The 24,717-nt window shown below is 66.7% G+C and carries 21 protein-coding genes; 10 read left to right on the top strand and 11 right to left on the bottom strand.

Annotation, left to right across the window (positions count from 1 at the left end):
- Positions 1-228: 228 nt before the first annotated feature.
- The 3 genes from C8C96_RS05310 to C8C96_RS05300 all read left to right on the top strand — a co-directional run bounded on the left by C8C96_RS05310 (position 229) and on the right by C8C96_RS05300 (position 4,556).
- Positions 229-1,128, top strand: coding sequence for a DMT family transporter (locus C8C96_RS05310; protein WP_121941686.1), 900 nt, complete (start codon positions 229-231; stop codon positions 1,126-1,128).
- 75 nt (positions 1,129-1,203) lie between these two features.
- Positions 1,204-1,692, top strand: coding sequence for a glutathione peroxidase (locus tag C8C96_RS05305; protein ID WP_121941685.1), 489 nt, complete (start codon positions 1,204-1,206; stop codon positions 1,690-1,692).
- 524 nt (positions 1,693-2,216) lie between these two features.
- On the top strand, positions 2,217-4,556 hold the full coding sequence (locus C8C96_RS05300) for a choice-of-anchor U domain-containing protein (RefSeq protein ID WP_158605748.1): 2,340 nt from the start codon (positions 2,217-2,219) through the stop codon (positions 4,554-4,556).
- A 526-nt stretch (positions 4,557-5,082) separates the two neighbouring features.
- On the opposite strand, the gene C8C96_RS05295 is transcribed toward C8C96_RS05300, so the two are convergent.
- The 10 genes from C8C96_RS05295 to C8C96_RS05250 all read right to left on the bottom strand — a co-directional run bounded on the left by C8C96_RS05295 (position 5,083) and on the right by C8C96_RS05250 (position 14,576).
- Positions 5,083-5,808 (bottom strand): YafY family protein, encoded by a 726-nt coding sequence (locus C8C96_RS05295; protein ID WP_121941683.1) that lies wholly within the window; start codon positions 5,806-5,808, stop codon positions 5,083-5,085.
- Between the two features lie 59 nt (positions 5,809-5,867).
- Positions 5,868-6,512 carry a glutathione S-transferase family protein gene (locus tag C8C96_RS05290; protein WP_056742202.1) on the bottom strand — a complete coding sequence of 215 codons (645 nt, stop codon included), beginning with the start codon at positions 6,510-6,512 and terminating at the stop codon, positions 5,868-5,870.
- A gap of 22 nt (positions 6,513-6,534) precedes the next feature.
- A complete protein-coding gene (locus C8C96_RS05285; RefSeq protein ID WP_121941682.1) occupies positions 6,535-7,026 on the bottom strand; it encodes a GyrI-like domain-containing protein in 492 nt (163 codons plus the stop codon).
- A 234-nt stretch (positions 7,027-7,260) separates the two neighbouring features.
- The gene (locus C8C96_RS05280; protein WP_056057231.1) at positions 7,261-8,223 is read right to left on the bottom strand and encodes a ProQ/FINO family protein; all 963 of its coding nucleotides are present in this window, start codon (positions 8,221-8,223) and stop codon (positions 7,261-7,263) included.
- A gap of 129 nt (positions 8,224-8,352) precedes the next feature.
- Positions 8,353-9,606 carry a glycolate oxidase subunit GlcF gene (gene glcF / locus C8C96_RS05275; RefSeq protein ID WP_121941681.1) on the bottom strand — a complete coding sequence of 418 codons (1,254 nt, stop codon included), beginning with the start codon at positions 9,604-9,606 and terminating at the stop codon, positions 8,353-8,355.
- A gap of 45 nt (positions 9,607-9,651) precedes the next feature.
- Entirely contained in the window at positions 9,652-10,473 is an 822-nt protein-coding gene (locus C8C96_RS05270; RefSeq protein ID WP_099732258.1) for a YoaK family protein, read from the bottom strand.
- A 41-nt stretch (positions 10,474-10,514) separates the two neighbouring features.
- The gene (gene glcE, locus C8C96_RS05265) at positions 10,515-11,642 is read right to left on the bottom strand and encodes a glycolate oxidase subunit GlcE (protein ID WP_121941680.1); all 1,128 of its coding nucleotides are present in this window, start codon (positions 11,640-11,642) and stop codon (positions 10,515-10,517) included.
- A 257-nt stretch (positions 11,643-11,899) separates the two neighbouring features.
- The gene (gene amt, locus C8C96_RS05260; protein ID WP_121941679.1) at positions 11,900-13,447 is read right to left on the bottom strand and encodes an ammonium transporter; all 1,548 of its coding nucleotides are present in this window, start codon (positions 13,445-13,447) and stop codon (positions 11,900-11,902) included.
- Between the two features lie 36 nt (positions 13,448-13,483).
- On the bottom strand, positions 13,484-13,822 hold the full coding sequence (gene glnK, locus C8C96_RS05255) for a P-II family nitrogen regulator (RefSeq protein ID WP_015012094.1): 339 nt from the start codon (positions 13,820-13,822) through the stop codon (positions 13,484-13,486).
- 43 nt (positions 13,823-13,865) lie between these two features.
- The gene (locus tag C8C96_RS05250; RefSeq protein ID WP_056057222.1) at positions 13,866-14,576 is read right to left on the bottom strand and encodes a TorF family putative porin; all 711 of its coding nucleotides are present in this window, start codon (positions 14,574-14,576) and stop codon (positions 13,866-13,868) included.
- Positions 14,577-14,790: 214 nt separating this feature from the next.
- On the opposite strand from C8C96_RS05250, the gene C8C96_RS05245 reads away from it, so the two are divergent.
- Both C8C96_RS05245 and C8C96_RS05240 read left to right on the top strand, forming a co-directional pair.
- Positions 14,791-16,335, top strand: coding sequence for a YifB family Mg chelatase-like AAA ATPase (locus C8C96_RS05245; protein WP_121941678.1), 1,545 nt, complete (start codon positions 14,791-14,793; stop codon positions 16,333-16,335).
- Between the two features lie 182 nt (positions 16,336-16,517).
- Positions 16,518-17,015, top strand: coding sequence for a MarR family winged helix-turn-helix transcriptional regulator (locus tag C8C96_RS05240; protein ID WP_056057218.1), 498 nt, complete (start codon positions 16,518-16,520; stop codon positions 17,013-17,015).
- A 42-nt stretch (positions 17,016-17,057) separates the two neighbouring features.
- Here the strand turns inward: C8C96_RS05240 and C8C96_RS05235 are convergent, their stop codons facing one another.
- On the bottom strand, positions 17,058-17,945 hold the full coding sequence (locus tag C8C96_RS05235) for an amidohydrolase family protein (RefSeq protein WP_121941677.1): 888 nt from the start codon (positions 17,943-17,945) through the stop codon (positions 17,058-17,060).
- Positions 17,946-18,105: 160 nt separating this feature from the next.
- Here C8C96_RS05235 and C8C96_RS05230 point away from each other — a divergent pair, with 160 nt between their 5' ends.
- The 5 genes from C8C96_RS05230 to C8C96_RS05210 all read left to right on the top strand — a co-directional run bounded on the left by C8C96_RS05230 (position 18,106) and on the right by C8C96_RS05210 (position 24,538).
- Positions 18,106-18,888 carry a crotonase/enoyl-CoA hydratase family protein gene (locus C8C96_RS05230; RefSeq protein WP_056057212.1) on the top strand — a complete coding sequence of 261 codons (783 nt, stop codon included), beginning with the start codon at positions 18,106-18,108 and terminating at the stop codon, positions 18,886-18,888.
- Between the two features lie 39 nt (positions 18,889-18,927).
- Entirely contained in the window at positions 18,928-20,805 is a 1,878-nt protein-coding gene (locus C8C96_RS05225; protein ID WP_121941676.1) for a feruloyl-CoA synthase, read from the top strand.
- Positions 20,806-20,833: 28 nt separating this feature from the next.
- On the top strand, positions 20,834-21,598 hold the full coding sequence (locus tag C8C96_RS05220; RefSeq protein WP_121941675.1) for an SDR family NAD(P)-dependent oxidoreductase: 765 nt from the start codon (positions 20,834-20,836) through the stop codon (positions 21,596-21,598).
- A gap of 98 nt (positions 21,599-21,696) precedes the next feature.
- The gene (locus tag C8C96_RS05215) at positions 21,697-22,686 is read left to right on the top strand and encodes a Bug family tripartite tricarboxylate transporter substrate binding protein (RefSeq protein WP_056057208.1); all 990 of its coding nucleotides are present in this window, start codon (positions 21,697-21,699) and stop codon (positions 22,684-22,686) included.
- 124 nt (positions 22,687-22,810) lie between these two features.
- Entirely contained in the window at positions 22,811-24,538 is a 1,728-nt protein-coding gene (locus tag C8C96_RS05210; RefSeq protein ID WP_121941674.1) for an acyl-CoA dehydrogenase family protein, read from the top strand.
- Positions 24,539-24,717: the final 179 nt, after the last annotated feature.

Genomic DNA, 24,717 nt, shown 5'->3' with positions numbered 1-24,717 from the left:
CAGTGGCCTGGAGCTATTGAAGGCTCCCCCTGAGCCGCTGCGCGTCTTCCCCTTCTCTCGCTGCGCGGGAGGGGGACGCACCCAGTGGCCTAGCAAAGCGAGTTCCACGGGTGCACTGGCCTTGAAACGTGCCAGTTTTAGCTGGCTGTGCAGCATGGAACCACCTGCTACATAATTTATAGCTTTCAGCGCATATTCCACTAGCGCTACCGCCTGTTTTTCCCTTCAATGCACTCTCCCCTCCCCTTCGCCGCACTCTTATTCAACGCCTTTGTCTGGGGCCTGGCGTGGTGGCCGTTTCAGCACATGCACCAGGCGGGGCTGCACCCCTTGTGGGCCACGGCCTGCATGTATGCGGTGGTGCTGCTGGCGCTGCTGGCTTGGCGCCCCAGCATCTTGCAGCAGGTGCGCGCGCATCCGCAGCTGTGGCTGCTGGCGCTGGCCTCGGGCCTGAACAACGTGGCCTTCAACTGGGCCGTGACCATTGGCGACGTGGTGCGCGTGATCCTGCTGTTCTATCTGATGCCCGCCTGGGCCGTGCTGCTGGCTTGGAAGGTGCTGGGCGAGCGCCCTACCCCTGCGGCGCTGCTGCGCCTGGCGCTGGCTTTCTGCGGCGTGGTGCTGGTGCTGCTGCCCGAGGGCGCGCCTGCTTCGCGCCTGCTGCAGAACCTGTCGCTGGCCGACGCTCTGGCGTTGCTGGGCGGTTTCATGTTCGCGCTGACCAACGTCACGCTGCGCCGCCTGCACACCGTGCCGGGGCCCGCGCGCATGTTCTCGATGTTTGGCGGCTGCATGCTCATGGCGCTGGCCGTGGCCAGCATTGGCCTGCAAGTGGGCGTGGTGGAGCCCTTCCCTGCCGTCAATGCCACCTGGGTCGTCACCGGCCTGCTGCTGGCCGGGGTGCTGATGCAGGGCAACTGGGCGCTGCAATTTGGCGCCGCCCGCCTTGCGGCGGGCACCACGGCGCTGGTGATGCTGTCGGAGGTGATGTTTGCCAGCGTGTCGTCGGCCCTGCTGGGCGCGGCCACGCTGAACACGCGCACCGTGCTGGGCGGGGCGCTGATCCTGCTGGCTTCGCTGCTGGCGGCGCTGCAGTTCCGCCGACAGGGCGCTGCGGGCCCTCATTGATGGATTGACCCGCCTGCGCACAGGCCTCTGCAGCTGGGGCTACGATGGCCCGTCATCCCCACCCGGAGAACCCGCATGTCCACCAGCATCTACGACTTTGAAGCCCTGCAGATGAACGGCCAGGCCGTGCCCCTGTCGCAATACCGGGGCAAGGTATTGCTCATCGTGAACACCGCCAGCGCCTGCGGCTTCACGCCCCAGTTCGGCGGGCTGGAAGAACTGCACAAGGAATACGCAGACAAAGGCCTCGTCGTGCTGGGCTTCCCCTGCAACCAGTTCGGCGCCCAGGACCCCGGCAGCAACGACGAGATCGCCAGCTTCTGCCAGCTCAACTACGGCGTGAGCTTTCCGATGATGGCCAAGATCGACGTGAACGGCGCCAACGCATCGCCCCTGTACCAGTGGCTCACCGCCGAGGCCCCAGGCCTGCTGGGCAGCAAGGCCATCAAGTGGAACTTCACCAAGTTCCTCGTCGGCAAGGACGGCCGCGTGATCCGCCGCTATGCGCCGCAGGACGCGCCGAAGAAGCTGGCGGGGGATATTGAGGCGGCGCTGGCAGGCTGAGAGGGCGCCCCCTTGGCGCCCTCATTGAATCGGAAAAATAGGTCGTATGGGCGCCTTGGGATTCACATTGCTCGCGGAAATCCTCGGAGTGCTGACATTCGAGGCTTTCCAGTTGGAAGGGACTCCCCGACATCGGGTTGAGGCCAGGCCTCCAAGCTCTGGTTGTCCCGTTGGCCCCGCCCCTGCCAGTTCACGGGCAACCAATTCTGGAGTGACCCGGTTGATCGAACTTTTCAGGATTTGTCTGGCAGGCTGCCTTCCGGCAAGCTTCTTTTTGGGAAACCTCTGAAAGAGCTTACCCAGCAAGGAGTGGTTCTTGGCGCCTCTGCGGACGCAGCACCACACGCGGCGCGCCTCGATAATTTTCCGATCATCCAATCGCCGCCTGGATGCGAGGAGCGATAGCGGGACACATTCGGCGTTCAAGGGCGTGGTATCAGCGAGTTGCCTCAGGAATTTGGCGCAGATTTGGTTACAGTATGTGTCATTCCGCTTCAGCCCCCTATAACTGTCGAGGCATTGGCATGACGAATATCAATCGGCTCGGAAGCGCACACCACGGTGCCTTGCAGCGGCTGCGCCCATGGAGCACCATCGTCGCGTACTGGGTCGGTCTGGTGATGTGGCTCGGAACCTCCGCCGCGTGGGCTCAGTTTCTTCCTCTTGATCCGACCCAGGTGGTGATCAACGCGGCGGGCGGCCAGACGGCTGTGGATGGGCTGCGCATTCACTTGGGCAATCTTGGAGGTATCCAGGTCGTCCGCGCCGGGGCTGGGCAATATTACGGCGACACGCCCACCGGCCCGCAGGGCGTCAACAACGGTTTTTTCATGGCAGTCGGTCCCGCAGGGTCGGCCACGGTGTACGGGCCACAACTCGACATTGCTTGGACAGCCACGGCCTGGACGCCCGTTTCGCAAACCCCGGTGACCGGGCAAGGCACCGCCGCAGACCCGTACCAAGCCGTCACCACCGTTTCAGCAGGTGGGTTTCGTCTCTTACAGACCGTTCGCTACGTCGTTCCCAACGTATATTTCGAAGTGCGATTGACGTTGGTGCCGCCAGCCGGCAATACCCAAAACGTCCGCATCTACCACTGGATCGACACCTACCTGGCCGGTGGAGACTTCGGCCCCGCCTTCTGGCAGCCGACCACCAATCCCACGGTCGTGGGCGTAGAAAAATCCGGTCAATACGACGTGCTGATCCAAGGCAACCGCGCTTGGAACGCCTATTTTTCTGGCCGCTACTACCGTCCAGGGGCACTGATGGAGTTGGGCGGCGCCCTGGACAACACGCTCGACGTCGACCCGTCCACAGACAACGGAATTGCGGCGCAGTGGGACTTCGCCGCACCTTCCAGCCCCGTCACTTGGACCTATCGCCTCGCCACGGGACAAAGTGGCGCTTCGACCTCCGGCGATGGTGTGATCTCGGGCTACGAGAGCTGTGACGACGGCAATACGAACAACAATGACGGCTGTAGCAGCATCAGTCAGGTCGAAGTCGGCTACACCTGCGTCGGTTCGCCCAGCGTCTGCAGTGTGGCCGCTCCGCCGACCATCACCTCTGCCAACGTGACAACGTTCACCGTGGGAGCAGCCAGCACCTTCTCCGTCACAACCTCCAGCGCCCAGATCGCCGCTATCACCACGGCGAGCACGCTGCCAGCGGGCATCACGCTGGTAGATAACGGCAATGGCACGGCGACGCTCTCTGGCACACCAGCGGCGGGAACGGCCGGGACCTACCCGCTCACCGTCACCGCAAGCAGCGGCGTGTCGCCCAATGCGGACCAGAGCTTTACCTTGAGCGTGAATCAGGCGCCAGCGATCACATCGGCCAACGCGACGACTTTCACCGTGGGAACGGCCGGCGCGTTCACCATCACGACCTCCGGCACCTCGATCGCGGCAATCAGCACGGCGAGCCCGCTGCCATCGGGCATCACGCTGGTCGATAACGGCAATGGCACAGCGACGCTCGCCGGCACGCCAGCGGCGGGGATGGCCGGGACCTACCCGCTCACCATCACCGCAAATAGCGGCGTGCTGCCGAATGCGAACCAGAACTTCACCTTGCTCGTGAACCCGGCGCCCGCGATCACCTCGGCGAACGCGACGACGTTCACCGTGGGAACAGCTGGCACCTTCACCGTCACGACGTCCGGTAACCCGATCGCGGCAATCAGCACGGCGAGCCCGCTGCCACCGGGCATCACGCTGGTCGATAACGGCAATGGCACGGCGACCCTCTCCGGGACAGCCGCGTACGGCCTGGGTGGCGTCTACACCCTGGCAATCACTGCCACTAACGGCGCGAGCCAGACGTTCACCCTGACGATCGCCAGCGTGACCCGCTTTTCCAGCCCGACCGCGACTGGAACAGGCACCGCAACCGCCCAAATCACCGGCGGTGGCTTGGCGTGCACGTTCCTCGGCGACGCCGCGTTCATCAACGCGAGCGGCGTCGGCACCCCTGTGCCGCTGCAGTTCCCCCACGGCCTGTTCTCCTTTACGCTGCGAGGCTGCACGGGCTCGGTGACTTTAACGATTACGTACCCCTCGGTGCTGCCGCCCGCCTCGGCCTACTGGAAGTACGGCCCGCAGCAAAAGGGGGCGCCCTCGACGTGGTACAAGTTCGTGGCAGCGCCGAACCCCGCCAGCGCGGTCTACACGCTGACGCTCGCAGACAATGCGCTGGGCGATGATGACTGGGACGCGACGACAGACATCGTGGACCAGGGCGGCCCAGCAGCATCACCGGTTGCGGCGGTTCCCACAGTCGGTGCCACTAAGCTGGCTCTCCTCGCGTGCTTGCTGGCGATCGCCGGTTTGCTGATGCTGCGGCGGATGGACACCTAACCCAGACCAGCTTCTTCAAGGGGCATCGCAGGGGCGCTGACACAGGCTGGTGATTGCGCGTGAGCAGAGCACTCGTCGCGCGGACTTCTCTTGCCTTTCAATGCAAAGGGGACAGCGCCGTAGGTGGGGTTGGTGGCCGTACGGTCAGCCCAATATCCAATCCAAAGGACTAAAGCAGTCTGTTTGAGTCGCTTTAATCGAATTCATTTGTAAGACATGTCGACCGACCGACATGCGTACTCGATGGCCTTGGGGCGCGGCTTCACGCATGAGAGTGTTCAACAGGAGGGTTCTGGGAAGCTGGATTTGCGGGGACTTCAGTCACCTCAGTAACCGAACTGGACAGATGACCACAAACATGCCAGAACGACGTTGGCGTAGTGCAAGTTGCTGGGTGATGAGGACTCCAAAACAAACCTGTCCGGAAGCTGGTGCATTCAGGTAGCTGCGGTTGGCGCATTGAGACCGCGAAGATCCGCAGTGAGTCCAGCCCTGTCTTCCGCCACTTCATCACTCCCTCAGAAATTTAGCGCGGCCCCGGCGCAGCCGCCCCCTCCACCGCTCGCCCCTCCATCTCCCCCTCCACCTTGCGCAGCAAGTCCGCCAAGGTCTTGCCGGGCTCCTGCCGGAACTGCTCGTCCAGCACGGTGATGGAAGAAATGCGGTCGATGCGAAAACCCCGGAAGTCATTGCGCAGCTCGCACCAGGCCGACAGCGTCCAGACCTTGCCCCAGTAAAAGCAGCCCAGCGGGCGCAGGCGGCGCAGGCTGGGGCGGCCGTTGACGTCAGCGTAGTCCACCTGCACCACGTGGCGGCTATGCACTGCCTCGCGCAGGGCCTGCAGGGTGGCCTGGGCGCGCGGGTCCAGGCCGACGGGCGGGGCATACAGGGCCTGGGCCTCGGCCGCCACGCGCGCGGCGGGGGGCAGCACGGACAGGATCTTGCCCAGGGCGCCTTCCACCTCTCGGGCCAGCCCGGCATCCAACCAGGTTTGGGCCAGACGGGCGGCAGCTACCAGCGCATTGGCTTCACCCTGGCTGAACATCAGCGGCGGCAGATCGAAGCCCGCGCCCAGGCGGTAGCCCACACCGGCTTCGCCCTCAATGGGCACGCCCTGGTGCTGGAGGTCCGCCACGTCGCGGTAGATGGTGCGGGCCGAGACTTCAAGCCGCTCGGCCAGGAAGGCGGCGGTGGACAGGCGCCGCCCCCGGATGAGCTGGACGATCTGGAACAGGCGGTCAGCGCGGCGCATGAACGTGCCCCCCGGGGCGAGCTGCAGCCGACCAGATGGGCAGTTTCAGGACGCAGAACTCAGCCATGGCCTTTGCTCTGCTGCGCCAGCGCGTCGTCGATCTGGGAGGCGCGCACAAACGCGGGGCGCTGCCTGAACGGTTGCACAAACTGCTCGAACGCGGGGCGGCGTTCGATGGTGCCGAACTGCATCCCCCAGATCAGGTGCGCGCCCACATACAGGTCGACGGCCGTGAAGTGGTCGCCGCACAGATGCGGGCCCTGGCTCACGGCTTGCTCCAGGGTGTTCATCACATCGGCGTAGCTGCCGTAGCCCACCATGGCCGCCCGTTCGGCGGGTGCCAGCAGGTTCAGCGCCTTGGCGGTGGCGGCGCTCTCCAGCGGGCCGGCGCAAAAGAACAGCCAGCGGTAGTACGCAGCGCGTGCAGGCGTGCCCACAGGGGGGGCTAACGATTTGTCGGGGAACAGGTCGGCCAGATAGGCGCAGATGGCCGCCACCTCGGTGACCACCACCTGCCCATGCCGCAGTGCAGGCACCTTGCCCATGGGGTTGATGGCCAGGTAGTCGGGAGCCTTCATGGTGGTGCCGTATTCAAGCAGCACGGTGTCGTAGGGCACACCACACTCTTCCAGCATCCAGCGCGCGGTACGGCCTCGGGACATGGGGTGGGTGTAGAACGTCAGGGCGGCAGAAGATGTGTTCATGGAGGCTCCTGGTTCGTTCAGGTCACGTGCGGGGCGCACTGGGGGCGATGCCGATATGGATGGCCACGCGGTCCGGGCCTTCATACAGCTCGAAATCGGTGCCAAAGCGCCGTGGCACTTGCGGGTGGGCCGCAAAGTAGCGCCAGACCTCGCCCCAGGCATCGATCACCATCTGCGGCATTGTGCCGTGGCCGTGGAACACCAGATAGTCGCCCGCCTGCACCGCGATCTGCACAGCCCCTGGCACCGAGGTGACGGGCGGTGGCACAGCCACGCCAGCAGTGACATCAAAGGCGCCGTGTTCGTCGGATTCGTAGTCGCTGTAGACGCCGAAGATGCGGCCATCCTCACCACGGCCGGGCAGGTTGCGCTCCCAGCTCTGGCTGAAAAAGCGGTCCCAGAGACCTCCAATGCGGGCGGTGGCGGGGTCCATCTCGTCGCGGTTGCGGGTGCGTACCGTCAGTCCAGTGACATGAAACGCGGCAACCGGGGTCATGGTGGGGGTTGGTGTCATGGTCAAGCTCCTCTCTGTGTCGGGCCAGGCATGGTGCAGCCCGGCTGCTGACAACATGGTGTCAGTAGCCTGTCTGCAGCATTGCAACAAGCCGTGACACGCGCCGACGCAGACGGAGCCACGCCGCAAGGCCCCATCTCGGCCGACGAGAAGACGACGGAAGCCGCTGCCAGCACGCCATGACCAGGGCGGGCAGAGGGAGCGTTGTGCCGCCCCCCGCTCAGCACGGGCCGGTCAGGCTGCGGCGGCGGAGTCGCCAGGCTCTGCGGCGGGAGCAGCAGATACCGCAGCCGCTGCAGAAGCCGCGGCAGCCGCCCGCCGGCGGGCGCGCTCCAGCTGCTGCCCCACCGTGCGGGGCACCATGCCGTACATATCGGCAAAGGCGTCCAGGGTCTGGCCGCTGGCCTCAAAGGCGCGCAGCAAGGCTTCATCCTTGGCGTTGCGGGCCGACCATTCGGCAAAGGCTTCTTCGAGGATGGCGTTGGCGGCTTCGTCGCGGCTCAACACCAGTTGGGTATATGCCTCGCGCGTGAGGCCCGAGGCCTCGAACGCAGCCATCATGCGGTTGCGCAGCTTGGGCAGCAGGTCTTCGGTGGCGCGCGCCTTCTTGCGGCGGTAGACCTCCAGCAGCGCATGGTGCACATGCTCGGGGGCCATGTCTTCCACAGGCTGGCCCTGCAGGTCGTGGCGCTTATCGCCTGCCGCCACGCTTTGCAGATAGCGCGTGGAGCGGGTGTGCAGGCCCAGCGCCACCTTGAGCGCCTCGCGCTCGAACAGCTCGGGGTGGGCCGCCAGGATGTCCTGGAAGATGCCGCGCTTGAGCGGACGGAACACGGCGCCAAACAGGTGGGGGTAGAGCCCTGCCAGCTGCTCCAGCGCGGGGTGCACGCGCTGCGGCGCGCGCGTGCCTGCGCCCGGGCCACCTGCGGGCGCTGCAGCGTCTGCCGCACCGTCGGCGCTTGCACGGCCCTGCGGCGCCTGGCGCCCTTCGGGTTTGCGGCGGTTGCGGCCACCCCGGCGCGAGCCGTCCTGGCGCCGCTGGGGCGCGCCGGCTTCGGCCAACGCAGCAGGTTCAGAGGCCGCCACGGCGACCGCAGCAGCCTCGGTCGGCACAGGCGCTGCCTGGGGAGCGGCAGGCGCTACGGGCGCGACGGGTGCGGTTTGGGGTTGTTCTTGTGCGGACACGGAGTCGGTCATGGCGGTGCAGTTCGGGGGCAAATGAGAGGCGACAAAACCCTCGATCATGCCAGCCTCGGGGCTACAGGCACCAAATGGGCCGGATTCCGGCGCACGCCGGGAGGGTTCGGCATCTCGCCCAACGCGCCCTCAACCTGTGCGCAGCGCCTCGTCCAGCACCTCCACCCAGTGCCGCACAGGCGTCCCCGTGCCGCTTTGCAGATGGGTGATGCAGCCGATGTTGGCCGACAGGATCATGTCGGGCGGCTGGTTGCCGAAGGCCTCGCCCAGCACACCGAGCTTGCGGTCGCGCAGCTGGTAGGACAGGTCGGGGTTGAGCACCGAATAGGTGCCCGCCGAGCCACAGCACAGGTGGGCATCGTTGCGCGCGGTGCGCAGCTTGAAGCCCAGCTGGTTCAGGTGCGCCTCCACCCCGCCGCGCAGCTTCTGGCCGTGCTGGAGCGTGCAAGGAGGGTGGTAGGCGTACAGGGTGTCCGGCTGGTTGACCCTGCCCTGCAGCTTGGTGGCCAGCTCGGGCAGCAGGGCGGGCAGCAGCTCCGACAGGTCGCGCGTGAGGCTGCTGATGCGTTCGGCCTTGGTCGCGTACTGTGGGTCGTCCTTCAGGATGTGACCGTATTCCTTGACGGTGACGCCGCAGCCCGAGGCGTTCATGACGATGGCCTCGACCCCACCTGCGGCCACCAGCGGCCACCATGCGTCGATGTTGGCGCGCATCTCTGCCATGCCGCCAGCCTGGTCGTTGAGGTGGAATTTGACGGCGCCGCAGCAGCCCGCCTTGGATGCGATCACGGTCTGGATGCCCACCGCGTCGAGCACGCGGGCGGTGGCCGTGTTGATGTTCGGCATCATGGCCGGTTGCACGCAGCCCGCCAGCATGAGCACCTTGCGCGCATGTTCACGCGTGGGCCAGGCGCCGGCGTCCTGCGGTGCGGGCACCTTGGCCTTCAGCGCCTCGGGCAGCAGGCCGCGCACCATTTGCCCTGCCTTCATGGCAGGGGCGAACAGCGGCGAAGGCAGGCCCTCCTTCAGCGCCCAACGCAGGGCTTTTTCGCCCACGGGGCGGGGCACTTTTTCATCGACGATCTTGCGACCGATGTCCACCAGGTGGCCGTATTGCACGCCACTCGGGCAGGTGCTTTCGCAGTTGCGGCAGGTGAGGCACCGATCTAGGTGCATCTGGGTCTTGCGCGTGGGCTCGGCGCCTTCGAGCACCTGCTTGATAAGGTAGATGCGGCCGCGCGGGCCGTCCAGCTCGTCGCCCAGCAGCTGGTAGGTGGGGCAGGTGGCGGTGCAAAAGCCGCAGTGCACACATTTGCGCAGGATGGATTCGGCCTCCAGGCCATCGGCGCGGGCGCGGTATTCGGGGGAGAGCTGGGTTTGCATGGGGTGCAGCCTGGGCGAAGAGACAAAAATTTCGGCGGTGGTTGGTCAGCGCGCGGCCGGGGGGTCCGCTGGCGGGGCCAGGCTGGGGTCGCCCGGCGCGGCGGGCGCCGAGGGCTTGCGCAAGGGGCGGCGCAGCCTGGCGCGGTCGGCCCACAGCGGTGGCAGCGACAGGGCCAGCAGCACCAGCGCCAGCGGCACCACAAACACAAAGCCCACGTGCTTGAAGCCCGCGGCCCCCGCAATACCGCCCACCAGAAACATGCCCACCAGCCCGGCAAACAGCCGCAGCCGGGCCTGGTTGGCACGCACCTGCGATTCGGGCGCGGTGCCTGTGCGGTTCCAGTAGAGCATCTTGCCCATCTCGATGCCCAGGTCGGTCACCACGCCTGTCATGTGGGTGGTGCGGATCTGGGACGAGGACATCTTGGTCACTGTGGCGTTCTGCAGGCCCATGATGAAGGACAGCAGCAGCACCGTGAGTGGCACCGCAAAAGGCGTGGGCCAGCTGAGGGTGATGGCGCCCACCAGGCCAAACAGCAGCATGAGCACGGACTCCAGCAGCAGCGGCAGCGCGTAGGTGCTGCGCAGCCTGCGCTGGCGCGCCCAGTTGACCATGATGGCCGTGGTGCCCGCCCCCGACATGAAGGCCCAGAGCGCGCCCACGGCGCCCAGCACCAGCTTCATCTGCCCCAGCACCAGGTTGTCGGCCAGCGACGACAGGAAACCCGTCATGTGCGAGGTGTAGAGGTGCACCACCAGAAACCCCCCGGCATTCACCGCCCCGGCGTTGAACGCCAACAGCAGGCCCAGCACCTGGTTGCTCGCAACCGTGCGGTGGTGTCCGGTGAGATGAAAAAGGCGTCGCATGGCCAGGGTGGCGGTGGTGGCTGTGAGGGGGGGTGCCTTGCCTACCAGGCCCGCGCCATGCGGCCGGGGTTGAAGATGCCGGCAGGGTCAAAGCTGTGCTTGAGGCGGGCGTGGATTTGCTCCAGCGCCTTGGATTGCAAGTCAAAAGCACCGCTGGCGCCGGATTTATTTGCCTCGGCAGCTACAAAAAGAGAAGCACTCCCACCCACCGCCCGGGCGGCTTCGCGCAGCGCGTCTCCGGTGGACTCGGGGGCCTGCACCCAGCGCAACGCCCCATGCCATTCCACCAGGGGCTGCACGCCGCCGGGCAAAGCCAGCACCGGCGCGGTGGCGGGCACCGACAGGCGCCACAGGGCGTGGTCGGGGCGCGTGACCCGGTCGGCGAACCACGGCAGGGTCTGCTCGCGGCAGGCGGTCCAGTCAGCGGCCACGGTGGCGTTGTCCATGCGCGTGCCACCCATGGTTTTGCACGCGGCCTCCACCGCCGCCACGGCGCCGCGCAGGCGCACATACAGGGTGCCTGCGCCTTCGTCCTGCACCCAACAGCTGGCGTTGAGGGGTAGCGGCTGCCCGCCCCAGGCGTGCAGCTTGCGCAACGCATCGGCCTGGTTGATGCCCTCGAACCGGAGCGTGGCCTCGCCGGGGGCCACGGGCAGCACCTTGAGGCTTACTTCGGTCAGCAGCCCCAGCGTGCCCCAGGCACCGGCCATGAGGCGCGCCACGTCATAGCCCGCCACGTTCTTCATGACCTGGCCGCCAAAGGTCAGCAACTCGGCCTTGCCGTTGAGCAGGGTCACGCCCAACAGATAGTCACGCACCGCCCCCACGCTGGCGCGCGCCGGGCCCGACAGGCCGGCCGCCACCATGCCGCCCACGGTGGCAGCACCCGAAAGGGGCTTGGCGAAATGCGGGGGTTCAAAAGGCAGGCACTGGCCCTGCTCGGCGAGCGCGGCCTCCAGCTCGGCCAGCGGGGTGCCGGCCCGCACGGTGACGACCAGCTCGCTGGGCTCGTAGCTCACGATGCCACGCAGCACCCGGGTGTCCAGCACCTCGCCGTGCAGCGCCAGGCCATGGAAGTCCTTGGTGCCCCCGCCACGGATGCGCAACGGGGTCTGGTCGGCGGCGGCAGCGCGCACGCGCTCAGTGATCGGGGCGAGGGAAAAGTCCATCCGTGCATCGTAGCGGCAGCGGTCCGCCGCACGGCATGCAGGGGGCGTGAATTTTTTGAACAGCGGACGTGCAAAGGACTGGCGGATGCCATGGGGCCTTTGGCCCCCTGGCGCGCCAGTCCCACACGCGTCACCCACCGGTACGAAAAAAGCCCGCCGGTGGTCGGCGGGCTGAAGTAACCAGAGGAGTAACTCGCTTGTTCTTATTGCGACGCCACGGTGCCACCAGACACCGCAGCGCGTAGGGCGCAGAGCGATCAGCGGTTGTACGCCGTCTCGCCGTGCGAGGTGATGTCCAGACCTTCGCGTTCGTCTTCTTCCGAGACACGCAGGCCCACCGTCAGGTCAACCACCTTGTAGGCCACGAAGGACACCACGCCCGACCACACGATGGTCAGCAGCACGGCCTTGGCCTGTGTCCACACCTGGGCAGCGATGGAGTAGTCAGCAGCCGTCACGCCGGTCGCCGTCACCCAGTCCGCCACGAAGCCGGGGCCACCCAGGCTGGGGGAGTTGAACACGCCGGTCAGCAGCGCACCCACGATACCGCCGATGCCGTGCACGCCGAACACATCGAGCGAGTCGTCTGCACCCAGCAGCTTCTTGAGGCCGTTGACACCCCACAGGCAGGCAAAACCACCCACCAGACCGATGACCAGCGCACCGCCGATACCGACGTTGCCGGCAGCGGGCGTGATGGCCACCAGGCCCGCCACAGCACCGGACGCTGCACCCAGCATCGAAGCCTTGCCGCGCATCAGCGCTTCACCCATGCACCATGCCAGCACGGCAGCAGCGGTAGCCACCAGCGTGTTGATGAAGGCCAGGGCTGCAAAACCGTTGGCCTCCAGGGCAGAGCCGGCGTTGAAGCCGAACCAGCCCACCCACAGCAGCGAGGCACCGACCATGGTCAGCGTCAGGCTGTGAGGCGCCATGGCTTCCTTGCCGTAACCAATGCGCTTGCCCACCATGAACGCACCCACCAGGCCCGCCACAGCGGCGTTGATGTGCACCACAGTACCGCCAGCGAAGTCCAGAGCACCCCACTGCCAGATCTGGCCGGCCTTGCTGGTCATGGCGTCGGCCACTTCCTTGGAGGCGTAGGCATCAGGACCCATCCAGAACCACACCATGTGGGCGATCGGCAGGTAGCTGAACGTGAACCACAGGACCATGAACAGCATGACGGCGCTGAACTTGATGCGCTCTGCGAACGCACCGACGATCAGGGCACAGGTGATGCCGGCGAACGTGGCCTGGAAGGCGGCAAACACCACTTCCGGAATCACGACACCCTTGCTGAACGTGGCAGCGTTGGCAAACGTGCCTGCGGCGTTGTCCCAGATGCCCTTCATGAACAGCCGGTCGAAACCACCGATGAAGGCACCGCCTTCGGTGAAGGCCAAGCTGTAGCCGTAGATGAACCACAGCACCACGATCAGCGAGAACGTGACCATCACCTGCATCAGCACGGACAGCATGTTCTTGCTGCGCACCAGGCCGCCATAGAACAGCGCCAGGCCGGGCAGGACCATCAGGATCACGAGGATGGTGGAGGTCATCATCCACGCGGTGTCACCCTTGTTGGGAACAGGAGCAGGCGCTTCTGCGGCGGGCGCTGCAGGCGCAGCGGCGGCAGCAGCAGCCGGTGCAGCCGCTGCGGCAGGGGCAGCAGGGGCTTCAGCCGCTGGTGCAGCCGCAGCGGGTGCCGAGGCCTCTGCCGTGGCGGGCGCCTGGGCGAGGACAGCCGATCCGCCGGATAGCAGACTCAGCCCCAGAATGAAGGAAGCAAGCAGTTTTTTCATGGCGTTTCTCTTCTTGGATGGGATGCGGCCTCGCCCTTACAGGGCTTCCTTGCCGGTTTCGCCAGTGCGGATGCGCACCACCTGCTCCAGGTGGGTCACGAAAATCTTGCCGTCACCGATCTTGCCGGTGCGCGCTGCGGTCTCGATGGACTCGATCACGCGGTCCACCAAGTCGTCGGCCACGGCGGCCTCGATCTTGACCTTGGGAAGAAAGTCCACCACGTACTCTGCACCGCGGTACAGCTCGGTGTGGCCCTTTTGGCGACCAAAGCCCTTGACTTCGGTCACCGTGATGCCTTGCACGCCGATGTCGGAGAGCGCTTCGCGCACTTCGTCGAGCTTGAAGGGCTTGATGATGGCTGTCACCATTTTCATTTTCAGTTCCTCCGGAATGGGCGCCACCGGCGCCCATTGAGACTTACAGGGTTTTGGTGAGCGTGACGATCACGCGCGACTTGTTGACCGGGCCGTAGAAGGCCTTCTTGGTGGCACCAACCACGGCAGCGCCGAGGGACACGCCGCCGCCGAAGTCGTACGAACCGCCCAGGCTGTAGTCCATGAAGTTGGGGGCCGTGATGTCACCACCAAAGCGGGTGAAGCCGACCGACGCCTTCAGCGTGGTGCTGGGGGCCACTTCCTGGGCAAACGCCAGGTTCAGGTAGCCGGTGTTGCGGCCCTTCATGCCGGGACCTGCGTAGGCAAAGTAGTCCTTGGACAGGGTGTGCGAGTACTTGGCCGTCACGGGGCCGAAGGTGGCAGCGCCATAGACTTCGGTGGTGTTGCCCGCGCTGTTGCCGGGGTAGATGTAGGTCAGCAGGCCCACGTCCAGGTCCACGTCACCGGCCTTGAACTTGTAGCCGCCGTAGATGTCGGATTCGAGCGAGTTGCCGGACAGCCAGTTGACGCTGGAGTTCCAGTTGCCCACGTAGAAGCCGGTTTCGCCGAAGGTGTAGTCAAAGCCGCCTTGCAGTGCGGGCTTGACGGCCTTGACCTTGGACGTGTCCTGGTCCTGGCCACGGAACTTGTAGTTCGTGGTCAGGCTGACGTTGGCGGTGAGCTGGGCGCTGGCCAGCATGGGAAGGGTTGCAACAAGGGCAACGCCCAGGGTCTTGATGATGGCGCGGGTCATGTTTCCTCCGGTTGGACAAAGTAGGGACAAGCGCTTTAAGCACGGACCGTGCCACACCAAGGTGCACGGCGCGCTGCACGGTTGCGTTGCGTTACAACAATCCCCAGTACAGTGGCGGTGACCGCGTCCGGCATGTTGCACCCAACTGGTGCAGACACCCAACAGGCCGCGCTAAAAAACCACAAAACGCACCCATCTGGGGAGAAATCGCTTCATGAGTCTTGCTTTGGTGCAAAGCCGCGCCCTTCTGGGGCTGCAGGCGCCTGCAGTCACCGTCGAAGTGCATCTGGCCAACGGTTTGCCCAGCTTCACGCTGGTCGGGCTGGCCGAGGTGGAGGTGAAAGAAGCCCGCGAGCGCGTGCGCTCCGCGCTGCAGAACGCGGGGTTGGAGTTCCCGTCGAACAAGCGCATCACCGTCAACCTTGCCCCCGCCGACCTTCCGAAGGATTCGGGCCGCTTCGATCTGCCGATTGCGCTGGGCATCCTCGCCGCCAGCGGTCAGGTGGACGCCAGCCGACTGGCAGGCTACGAGTTTGCAGGCGAGCTGTCGCTGTCCGGCGAGCTGCGCCCCGTGCGCGGCGCGCTGGCCACCAGCCTGGCCCTGCAGACCCAGCAGATTGACGCACAGCTGGTGCTGCCGCCCGGCAGCGCCGAAGAGGCCGCCCTGGTGCCCGCCGCGCGCGTGGTGCGTGCGCGGCACCTGCTCGATGTGGTGCGGGCGTTCCTGCCACCCGGCAGCACGGCCGGTGGCGATGCCGATGTGGCCAACAACGGCTGGACCCGCCTGCAGGCCACCGCGCTCACCGCCAGCACTACCGGGCCCGACATGGCCGACGTGAAGGGCCAGGCGGGTGCCAAGCGCGCGCTGGAGATTGCAGCGGCTGGCGGCCACAGCGTGCTGATGGCCGGGCCACCCGGCTCGGGCAAGTCGATGCTGGCGCAGCGTTTTGCCGGGCTGCTGCCCGCAATGACCGTGGAAGAGGCGCTGGAGAGCGCCGCCATTGCCAGTCTGGCAGGGCGCTTTCGGCCCGAGGCTTTCGGCGTGCGCCCCACCGGCCAGCCCCACCACACGGCCAGCGCGGTGGCGCTGGTGGGCGGTGGCTCGCCACCCCGGCCGGGCGAGATCTCGCTGGCCCACCAGGGCGTGCTCTTCCTCGATGAACTCCCGGAATTCCCCCGCGCTGCGCTGGAGGCTCTGCGCGAGCCGCTGGAGACCGGCCACATCACCATCGCTCGGGCAGCGCAACGCGCGGAGTTTCCGGCCCGGTTCCAGATGATCGCGGCGATGAATCCGTGCCCCTGCGGCTTTCTGGGCTCCACGCAGCGCGCCTGCCGCTGCACGCCCGACCAGGTGCACCGCTACCAGGCCAAGCTCAGCGGCCCGCTGCTGGACCGCATCGACCTGCATGTAGAGGTGCCCGCCCTGCCCGCCGAGCAGCTGGTGCAGGCGGCTGCGGGCGAGTCCACCGCCAGCATCCGCGCCCGGGTGGAGCAGGCCCGCGCCCTGGCGCTGGCGCGCCAGGGCAGCACCAACCAGGCGCTGCAGGGGCAGGCCATCGACGCCCACCTGCACCTGGACGATGCGGCCGCCAAGTTCCTCAACACCGCTGCCGCGCGCCTGGGCTGGTCGGCCCGCAGCACGCACCGGGCGCTGAAGGTGGCGCGCACCATCGCCGACCTGGCGGGCGCGCCCACCACCGAGGTCAGCCATGTCGCCGAGGCCGTGCAATACCGCCGCGTACTGCGCAGCCCGGTGTGAGTAGCGCTGGCGGCCCTTGAGGCACATCAGCACCTTGACGGAGACAGATATCAAATTGATAGCACCTGGCGCATGTATCACTAGCGCCTGCGGCTGATTTTGATCAAAAAGAGGGTGCGCAGCACCCAGCGGGCGCTGCGCACCGGCCGCAGGGGCCCGGGCGCCCGGCACAATCTCCCCCCATGTCCAGCGTCCGCTCCCCCAAGAAATCCCCGTCGGTCCCCGCCCCCACAGACACCGCAGCCCCCGCCAACGAGCCCGTGGACACCGGCTTTTTGCGCACGCTGGTGGGCTACAACACGCGGCGCGCGGCGCTGTCCATCATTGCCGTGTTCATGGAACGCATGGCCGTGTACGACCTGAAGGTGGTGGATTTCTCGGTGCTGTCGCTGGTGGCGCACAACCCGGGCATCACCTCGCGCCAGCTGTGCGCCACGCTCAGCGTGCTGCCGCCCAACATGGTGGGCTTGATTGCCGCGCTGGAACGGCGCGGCCTGATCGAGCGGCGCCCACACCCGAGCGATGGGCGCGCCATGGGCGTGCACCTGACGCCCGCCGGGGTGGAACTGACGGCGCAGGCCGAGCAGACGGCTGCGCAACTGGAAGAAGACGCCACCAACCGCCTGACGGCGGCCGAGCGCAAGACGCTGATCCGGCTGCTGCAAAAAGTCTACGACTGATCCAGCGGCCGCTCAGCCGGCCACAAGAGGCCTGGGTGCGTATCAGGCGGCCGGCGCTGCCGGGCCCTTGTCCAGCCCCAGCAAGCGCACCGCATTGCCCTTCAGGATGCCGGGCATCACCTCGGGCTTGAAGCCCGCTTCCTGGAAGTCCTTCATCCAGCGCTCGGGGGTGATCAGCGGGTAGTCGCTGCCGAACAGCACGCGGTCCTTGAGCAGCGTGTTGGCGTACTGCACCAGCTGCTTGGGGAAATACTTGGGACTCCAGCCCGACAGGTCGATCCAGACATTGGGCTTGTGCGTGGCGACCGACAGCGCCTCGTCCTGCCATGGAAAGCTGGGGTGGGCCATCACGATCTGCATGTCAGGGAAGTCGATGGCCACGTCGTCCAGGTGCATGGGGTTGCTGTACTCCAGCCGCAGGCCGCCACCGCAGCGCATGCCGCTGCCGATGCCGCTGTGACCGGTGTGAAAGATGGCGGGCATGCCGTATTCGGCGATCACCTCATAGATAGGCCAGGCCATCTTGTCGTAGGGGTGGTAGGCCTGCACCGTGGGGTGGAACTTGAAACCCTTGATGCCGAACTCCTCGATCAGGCGGCGGGCCTCGCGCGCGCCCATCTTGCCCTTGTGGGGGTCGATGCTGGCGAAGGCCGTCATCATGTCGCTGTTGGCCTTGGCGGCCTCGGCGATCTCTTCGTTGGGGATGCGGCGGCGGCCCATCTTGGACTCGGCGTCCACGGTGAACATCACCAGGCCAATCTTCTGCTCGCGGTAGTAGGCCACCGTCTCGGCAATGGTGGGGCGGCGGCCGTTCTTGAAGTACTTGTCGGCGGCGCGGTCGTACTCCTCGCCGTAGTTGTCAAACGGGTTCCAGCAGCTCACCTCGGCGTGGGTGTGGATGTCGATGGCGATCAGATTGGCGTGGTCCATGCGTGTCTCCTGGGTTGGCGCCCGCCGGTGCAGCGTCAAACCCCCAGCATGCGCCACGGCGCGTGACGCAGATCAAGGGTAAACACCAATAAAAAACGGGCTTGGCTTGCTTGAATTGGTTATGAACTATAACCACAATTCAACCAACACGAAAGCCTCTATGACCCATCCAGACATCCATTTCGAGCTGCGCGGCGACCACCAGGAAGTGGCCGTGATCCGCCTGACCCGTGCGGCCAAGCGCAACGCGCTGAACGACGGCCTGATCCTCGCGCTGCGCGACCTGTTCGAGAAAATGCCCAGCACCGTGCGCGCAGCCGTCATCGATGGCGACGGCCCCCATTTCTGCGCCGGGCTGGACCTGTCGGAGCTCAAAGAGCGCGACGCCGGCCAGGGCCTGCACCACTCGCGCATGTGGCATGCCGCGCTGGAGCGTGTGCAGTACGGCCCCGTGCCGGTGATCGCTGCGCTGCATGGCGCCGTGGTGGGCGGCGGGCTGGAGCTGGCCAGCGCCTGCCATATCCGCGTGGCCGACGAATCCACCTTCTACGCGCTGCCCGAGGGCTCGCGCGGCATCTTCGTGGGCGGCGGCGGCGCGGTGCGCATCCCCAAGCTCATCGGCGCTGCGCGCATGACGGACATGATGCTCACCGGCCGCGTCTACAACGCGCAGGACGGAGAGAAGGTCGGCTTTGCCCAGTACCTCGTGCCCGAAGGCCAGGCCTTTGACAAGGCCTTCGAGCTGGCCGTGCGCGTGGCGCAGAACGCGCCGCTGACCAACTACGCGCTGATGCATGCCCTGCCCCGCATTGCCGAGCAGCCCGCCGACCAGGGCTTCTTCACCGAAGCCATGATGGCCGCCATCGCCCAGAGCGCCCCTGAAGCCAAGTCCCGCCTCGCCGACTTCCTGGAAGGCCGCGCCGCCAAGGTCCGCAAGGACTGAGCCCGCCCCCAGTCACCCCTTGCCCCTGCTGGAACCCCTATGAGCGACCTCTCCACCCCCCTCGCCCCGGCCCGCTACCGCCCCGTGACCTTCGGCGTGACCCGCGTCAGCCTGCGTGACGGTGCACCGGGCGTGCGTTACCTGCAGGCAGACCTGCCCCTGGGCGCCTTTGCCCGCCGGGTGACGGACTACCTGGTGCACTGGGCAGAGACCACGCCCGACCACAGCTTTCTGGCACGCCGCGAACAGCTGCCCGGCGGCAAGACGGGTGACTGGCAGCATGTGAGCTACGCCCAGGCGCTCGACGCCGCGCGCAGCATCGGCCAGGCCCTGCTGGACCGGGGCCTGAACGCAGAGCGCCCGGTGGTGGTGCTGAGCGAGAACACCGTCGAACACGCACTGCTGGCGCTGGGCTGCATTTACGCCGGTGTGCCCTACTGCCCCGTGTCGCCCGCCTACGCCACCGTGAGCCAGGACTACGACAAGCTGCGCCACGTCATCGACACCCTCACCCCCGGCCTGGTGTTTGCCGCCGACGGCGCACGCTACGGCAAGGCCATCGCAGCCACCGTGGCGGCCGATGTCGAAGTGATCCTGGCCCAGGGCGCGCTGGAGGGCCGCAAGGTGGGCACCTTCCAGAGCCTGCGCCACACCACCGCCACCCCGGCGGTGGACGCGGCCATGCACTCCACCGGCCCCGGCACCATCGTGAAGTTCCTGTTCACCAGCGGCTCCACCAAGATGCCCAAGCCGGTCATCAACACCCAGCGCATGTGGTGCGCCAACCTGCAGCAGATCTCGCTGTCGCTGCCGGTGCTGGCCGAGGCCCCGCCCGTGTTGGTGGACTGGCTGCCGTGGAACCACACCTTCGGCAGCAACCACAACTTCGGCCTCACGATGATGCATGGCGGCACGCTGTACATCGACGACGGCAAGCCGACGGCCGCACTGATTGGCGAGACCCTGCGCAACCTGCGCGAGATCGCACCCACGGTGTACTTCAATGTGCCCACCGGCTTTGAAATGATTGCCGAGGCCATGAAGACCGATGCCCAGTTGCGCAGCAACCTGCTGTCGCGCGTGCGCCTGTTCTTTTACTCGGGCGCCGGCCTGGCCCAGCCCGTGTGGGACAGCCTGCACGCCACGCAGGAAGCCGCCATTGGCGAGCGCATCGTGATGTGCACGGGTCTGGGCATGACGGAATCCGCCCCCTCGGCCATGTTCTGCAACAGCCCCGACGTGCGCTCCGGCCACATCGGCGCGCCCGTGCCCGGCATGGTGCTCAAGCTGGTGGAGGTGGACGGCAAGACCGAGGTGCGCTATCGCGGCCCCAACGTCACGCCCGGCTACTGGCGCTCCGACGCCGCCACGCGCGACGCGTTTGACGACGAAGGCTACCTGTGCACCGGCGACGCCGTGAAGTGGATCGACGAGAACAACATCCACCGGGGCCTGGCGTTTGACGGCCGCATTGCCGAGGACTTCAAGCTCTCTACCGGCACCTTCGTGAGCGTGGGCCCCATGCGCGCCAAGATCATCGTGGCGGGCGCACCCTACATCCAGGACGTGGTGCTCACCGGCCTGAACATGAAGGAAGTCGGCGCCCTGCTGTTCCCCTCCCCCGCCTGCCGCGAAGTCGCTGGCCTGGGCCCGGACGCCCCCTGGGCCGACGTGGTGGCCCACCCCGCCGTGCGCCAGCGCATCGAGGCGGTGCTGGACGGGCTGGCCCGCGAAGCCACCGGCAGCGCCAGCCGCGTGGCCCGCGCGCTGTTGATGGCCGAGCCGCCATCCATCGACAAGGGCGAGATCACCGACAAGGGCTCCGTCAACCAGCGTGCCGTGCTCAAGCACCGCGATGCACTCGTCACGGCCTTGCACGACGACACGGCACCGGGCATCCTCAAGCCCGGCGCCTGAACCCCACCCCGAACAGGACAGACCCACCATGCAGATTCAAGGACAAGCCGCCCTCGTGACCGGCGGCGCATCGGGCCTCGGCGAGGCCACCGCACGCGAACTGGCCCGCCTGGGCGCCAAAGTGGCCGTGCTCGACCGCAATGCCGAGCTGGCCGAAAAGGTCGCCGCAGACATTGGCGGCGTAGCGTGCCCCTGCGACATCACCGACGCCGCCAGCGTGACCGCCGCGCTGGAGAAGGCCGCCGCCGCCCATGGCCCCGCCCGCATCCTCATGAACGTGGCCGGCATTGGCAGCGCCAAGCGCGTGGTGCAGCGCGACGGCAGCGCCGCGCCGCTGGAAGACTTCGTGCGCGTGATCAACATCAACCTCATCGGCAGCTACAACGTGAGCCGCCTGTTTGCCGCCGCCTGCAGCAAGCTGCCCGTGCTGGACAACGGCGAGCGCGGCGTGATGATGTTCACCGCCTCCGTCGCCGCCTTTGATGGCCAGGTGGGCCAGCAGGCCTACAGCGCCTCCAAGGCGGGTCTGGCCGGCATGACACTGCCCATGGCGCGCGACCTGGCGCAGCACGCCATCCGCGTGTGCACCGTGGCGCCCGGCCTGTTTGCCACGCCGCTGATGAAAGAGCTGCCCGAGGCCGTGCAGCAGTCGCTGGCGACCAGCATCCCCTTCCCGCCACGCCTGGGCAAACCCGAAGAGTTTGCCGAGCTGGCTTGCCATATCGTGACCAACGGCCACCTGAACGGCGAAGTCATTCGCCTGGATGGCGCCCTGCGCATGGCGCCCCGGTAAACGATCAGCGCCACACATCAGTAAATAACAAGAGGGCGCGAAAGCGCTCCAGCTTGACCCCCGAGATTTCCGTCAGACACACACCAGGAGACATCAGCATGACCACCACCCGCCGTCAATTCGTTCAGGCCCTTGGCGCCAGCGCCGCGCTGGGCGCCTTCCACCCCTTTGCCGCCCATGCCCAGGTGGACCAGGTGAAGGTGTACTTCGGCTTCCCCGCCGGCAGCTCGGGCGACACCGTGGCCCGCCGCGTGGCCGAGAAGTGGGCTGGCAGCGCGTTCAGCAAGAACCCTGGCGTGGTGGAAAACAAGCCCGGCGCGGGCGGCCGCATTGCGCTGGAGACGCTCAAAGCTGCGCCCGCAGACGGCTCGGTGCTGGCCGTGGCGCAAGTGTCGGCCCTGGCCAACTACCCGCACATCTACAGCAAGATGAACTACACCGACAAGGACTTCGCGCCTGTGTCGATCGCAGCCATCATGCACCACGGCTTGGCCGTGGGCCCCATGGTGCCCGCCAGCGTGAAGAACGTGAAGGACTTCCTGGCCTGGGCCAAGGCCAACCCCAAGGACGCCAGCTACGGCTCGCCCGGCGCGGGCTCCACGCCCCACTTCCTGGGTGCGCTGCTGGGCATCAACAGCGGTGTGGACCTGCGCCACGTGCCCTACCGTGGCTCCATCCCTGGCGTGACGGACGTGGTGGGCGGCCAGGTGGCTGCCATGGTCACGCCGCACGGCGACTTCATCGCCAACTACAAGGCCGGCAAGCTGCGCATCCTGGCCACCTCGGGCCCCAAGCGCTCCATCTACGTGCCGGATGTGCCCACGTTTGCCGAACAGGGCTTCCCTGAGCTGACCACCGAAGAATGGTTTGGCTTCTACGCCCCGGCCGCCACGCCCAAGCCGGTGATTGCTGCTGCCAACGCCGCCATCAACGCTGCGCTGAAGGAAAAGTCGGTCATCGACAGCCTGGCCATCGTGGGCCTGATGCCCCATGGCTCCACCCCTGAAGAACAGGCCCGCTGGCAAAAGGCCGAGTACGACAGCTGGGGCCCGCTGATCAAGAAGATCGGCTTCACCGCAGAGTCCTGATTTCCCCTGCGCCGCAGGTCCGGACTGGCACCCCAGTCCGGGCCGCCGCATGGCAAAAAATAGAAGAAACAGCCGCTAGCGCCCAACCATCAAGCGCAAACAGCTACCAATAAGAGAGCAAACCATGCAAGCCCGCCAGACCCTTGCCGACATCCAGCACCTGCTGACCACCGTGCTGAAGGCGCCCACGCGCTGGCAGGGCCTGGCGCCGTTTGCGGATACCGACGGCGACCTGGCGGCCCAGGTGCTCGACGAGGCGGCCAAGTTTGTGGACAGCGCCATCGCCCCGCTGCAGCGCAGCGGCGACGAAGAAGGCTGCCGCTTCGACGGTGGACGCGTGCACACCCCCGCAGGTTTTCCCGATGCGTACCAGGCCTTCTGGCAGGCAGGCTGGCCGTCGCTGTCTTGCGCGCCCGACGATGGCGGCCAGGGCCTGCCTGCGGTGCTGGAGTGTGTGCTGTTTGAATGGCTGGCCGGTGCCAACCACGGCTGGACCATGGCGCCCGGCCTGCTGCACGGCGCGTACGAATGCATCAAGCACCACGCCAGCGATGCACTGAAGGCGCAGTACCTGGAGAAGGTCGCCACCGGCGAATGGCTGGCCACCATGTGCCTGACCGAAGCCCACGCGGGCAGCGACCTGGGAATGGTGCGCACACGCGGCGTGCCCCAGCCCGACGGCAGCGCGCGGGTGAACGGCAGCAAGATTTTTATCTCTGGCGGCGAACACGACCTGACGGACAACATCGTGCACCTGGTGCTGGCGCGCCTGCCCGACGCACCGGCGGGGCCCAAAGGCCTGTCGCTTTTCCTGGTGCCCAAGGTGCTGCCCGACGGCAGCCACAACGCCGTGGTCTGCGAGCGCATCGAAGAAAAGATGGGCCTGCACGGCAGCCCCACCTGCGTGATGCGCTTTGACGACGCCACCGGCTGGCTGGTGGGCGAGCTCAACAAGGGCCTGAACGCCATGTTCGTGATGATGAACGCCGCCCGCCTGCACGTGGGCCTGCAAGGCATTGGCCTGCTGGAGGCCGCGTGGCAAAAGGCCAGCGCCTACGCCGCAGAGCGCCGCCAGATGCGCGCCCCTGGCGCCAAGGACACCAGCCTCATTCAAGACCACCCCGCCATCCGCCGCATCCTGCACACGCAGCGCGCCTGGATCGACGGCGGCCGCGTGCTGGCCTACCACACGGCCCTGCAGCTCGATGTGGCCAAGCACGGCACCGACGCGGGTGAACGCGCCGCTGCGCAGCGCTGGTGCGCGCTGGTCACGCCCGTGCTCAAGGCTGCACTCACCGACCAGGCCTTTCACGGCGCCAGCGCCTGCCTGCAGGTGTTTGGCGGCCACGGCTATGTACGTGAATGGGGCATCGAGCAGATCGTGCGCGACGCGCGCGTGGCCATGATCTATGAGGGCACCAACGAGATCCAGGCCATCGACCTGCTGGTGCGCAAGGTGCTGGCCGATGGTGGCCAGGGCCTGGCAACGCTACTGACCACACTGCCCGGCGCAGCCCCCAGCGCCGCCGCCAGCGCTCGCCGCCATGCCCTGGTGGAGATCACGCAGACCCTGGCGATTGCCGCCCAGTCCGACCCCGAACTGCCCTACTGGGTGGCCGACGACTACCTGCGCGCCGTGGCGCTGGTGCTGCTGGAATGGGCCTGGGCCCAGATCGGCGCCGCACGCTCCCACCGCGCGGAACAGTCCACGGCCGCCACAGACCGCTGGACCACACCTGCCCAGGCCTTCGCCCAGTGGGTGCTGCCCGAATTCGACCTGCGCACCACCATCCTGCGCCAGCGCATTGCCCAGGCGTTTGAATTCAGGCCCCAGGAGGCCGCAAGCGCATGATTTACATGTGCCAACAGCTCCTGATTCAGTAGCAAAACACCTTCCATCGATCTCCCTCCCACAGCGTGTTGAGGCCACGTTGCGGGTTCTAGAGAACCTGTTCAGAACCTTTTAGGGGATCGCATTGGAGTGCAATCGGGATGAGTGGATGCTTCGGATGCGCTGCATGGGCTCGTGCC

Origin of the sequence: Acidovorax sp. 100 (assembly GCF_003688355.1) — a bacterium.
Classification (GTDB): domain Bacteria; phylum Pseudomonadota; class Gammaproteobacteria; order Burkholderiales; family Burkholderiaceae_C; genus Acidovorax; species Acidovorax delafieldii.
This window is presented reverse-complemented; position numbering and strand designations above follow the sequence as displayed.

Coding starts and splice junctions, on each gene's coding strand:
- C8C96_RS05240 (WP_056057218.1), top strand. CDS start 16,518: ATGTCCAGCGTCCGCTCCCCCAAGAAATCCCCGTCGGTCCCCGCCCCC.
- C8C96_RS05230 (WP_056057212.1), top strand. CDS start 18,106: ATGACCCATCCAGACATCCATTTCGAGCTGCGCGGCGACCACCAGGAA.
- C8C96_RS05285 (WP_121941682.1), bottom strand. CDS start 7,026: ATGACACCAACCCCCACCATGACCCCGGTTGCCGCGTTTCATGTCACT.
- C8C96_RS05220 (WP_121941675.1), top strand. CDS start 20,834: ATGCAGATTCAAGGACAAGCCGCCCTCGTGACCGGCGGCGCATCGGGC.
- C8C96_RS05210 (WP_121941674.1), top strand. CDS start 22,811: ATGCAAGCCCGCCAGACCCTTGCCGACATCCAGCACCTGCTGACCACC.
- C8C96_RS05290 (WP_056742202.1), bottom strand. CDS start 6,512: ATGAACACATCTTCTGCCGCCCTGACGTTCTACACCCACCCCATGTCC.
- C8C96_RS05295 (WP_121941683.1), bottom strand. CDS start 5,808: ATGCGCCGCGCTGACCGCCTGTTCCAGATCGTCCAGCTCATCCGGGGG.
- C8C96_RS05270 (WP_099732258.1), bottom strand. CDS start 10,473: ATGCGACGCCTTTTTCATCTCACCGGACACCACCGCACGGTTGCGAGC.
- C8C96_RS05300 (WP_158605748.1), top strand. CDS start 2,217: ATGACGAATATCAATCGGCTCGGAAGCGCACACCACGGTGCCTTGCAG.
- C8C96_RS05215 (WP_056057208.1), top strand. CDS start 21,697: ATGACCACCACCCGCCGTCAATTCGTTCAGGCCCTTGGCGCCAGCGCC.
- C8C96_RS05250 (WP_056057222.1), bottom strand. CDS start 14,576: ATGACCCGCGCCATCATCAAGACCCTGGGCGTTGCCCTTGTTGCAACC.
- C8C96_RS05310 (WP_121941686.1), top strand. CDS start 229: ATGCACTCTCCCCTCCCCTTCGCCGCACTCTTATTCAACGCCTTTGTC.
- glnK (WP_015012094.1), bottom strand. CDS start 13,822: ATGAAAATGGTGACAGCCATCATCAAGCCCTTCAAGCTCGACGAAGTG.
- C8C96_RS05225 (WP_121941676.1), top strand. CDS start 18,928: ATGAGCGACCTCTCCACCCCCCTCGCCCCGGCCCGCTACCGCCCCGTG.
- glcE (WP_121941680.1), bottom strand. CDS start 11,642: ATGGACTTTTCCCTCGCCCCGATCACTGAGCGCGTGCGCGCTGCCGCC.
- glcF (WP_121941681.1), bottom strand. CDS start 9,606: ATGCAAACCCAGCTCTCCCCCGAATACCGCGCCCGCGCCGATGGCCTG.
- C8C96_RS05305 (WP_121941685.1), top strand. CDS start 1,204: ATGTCCACCAGCATCTACGACTTTGAAGCCCTGCAGATGAACGGCCAG.
- C8C96_RS05245 (WP_121941678.1), top strand. CDS start 14,791: ATGAGTCTTGCTTTGGTGCAAAGCCGCGCCCTTCTGGGGCTGCAGGCG.
- C8C96_RS05235 (WP_121941677.1), bottom strand. CDS start 17,945: ATGGACCACGCCAATCTGATCGCCATCGACATCCACACCCACGCCGAG.
- amt (WP_121941679.1), bottom strand. CDS start 13,447: ATGAAAAAACTGCTTGCTTCCTTCATTCTGGGGCTGAGTCTGCTATCC.
- C8C96_RS05280 (WP_056057231.1), bottom strand. CDS start 8,223: ATGACCGACTCCGTGTCCGCACAAGAACAACCCCAAACCGCACCCGTC.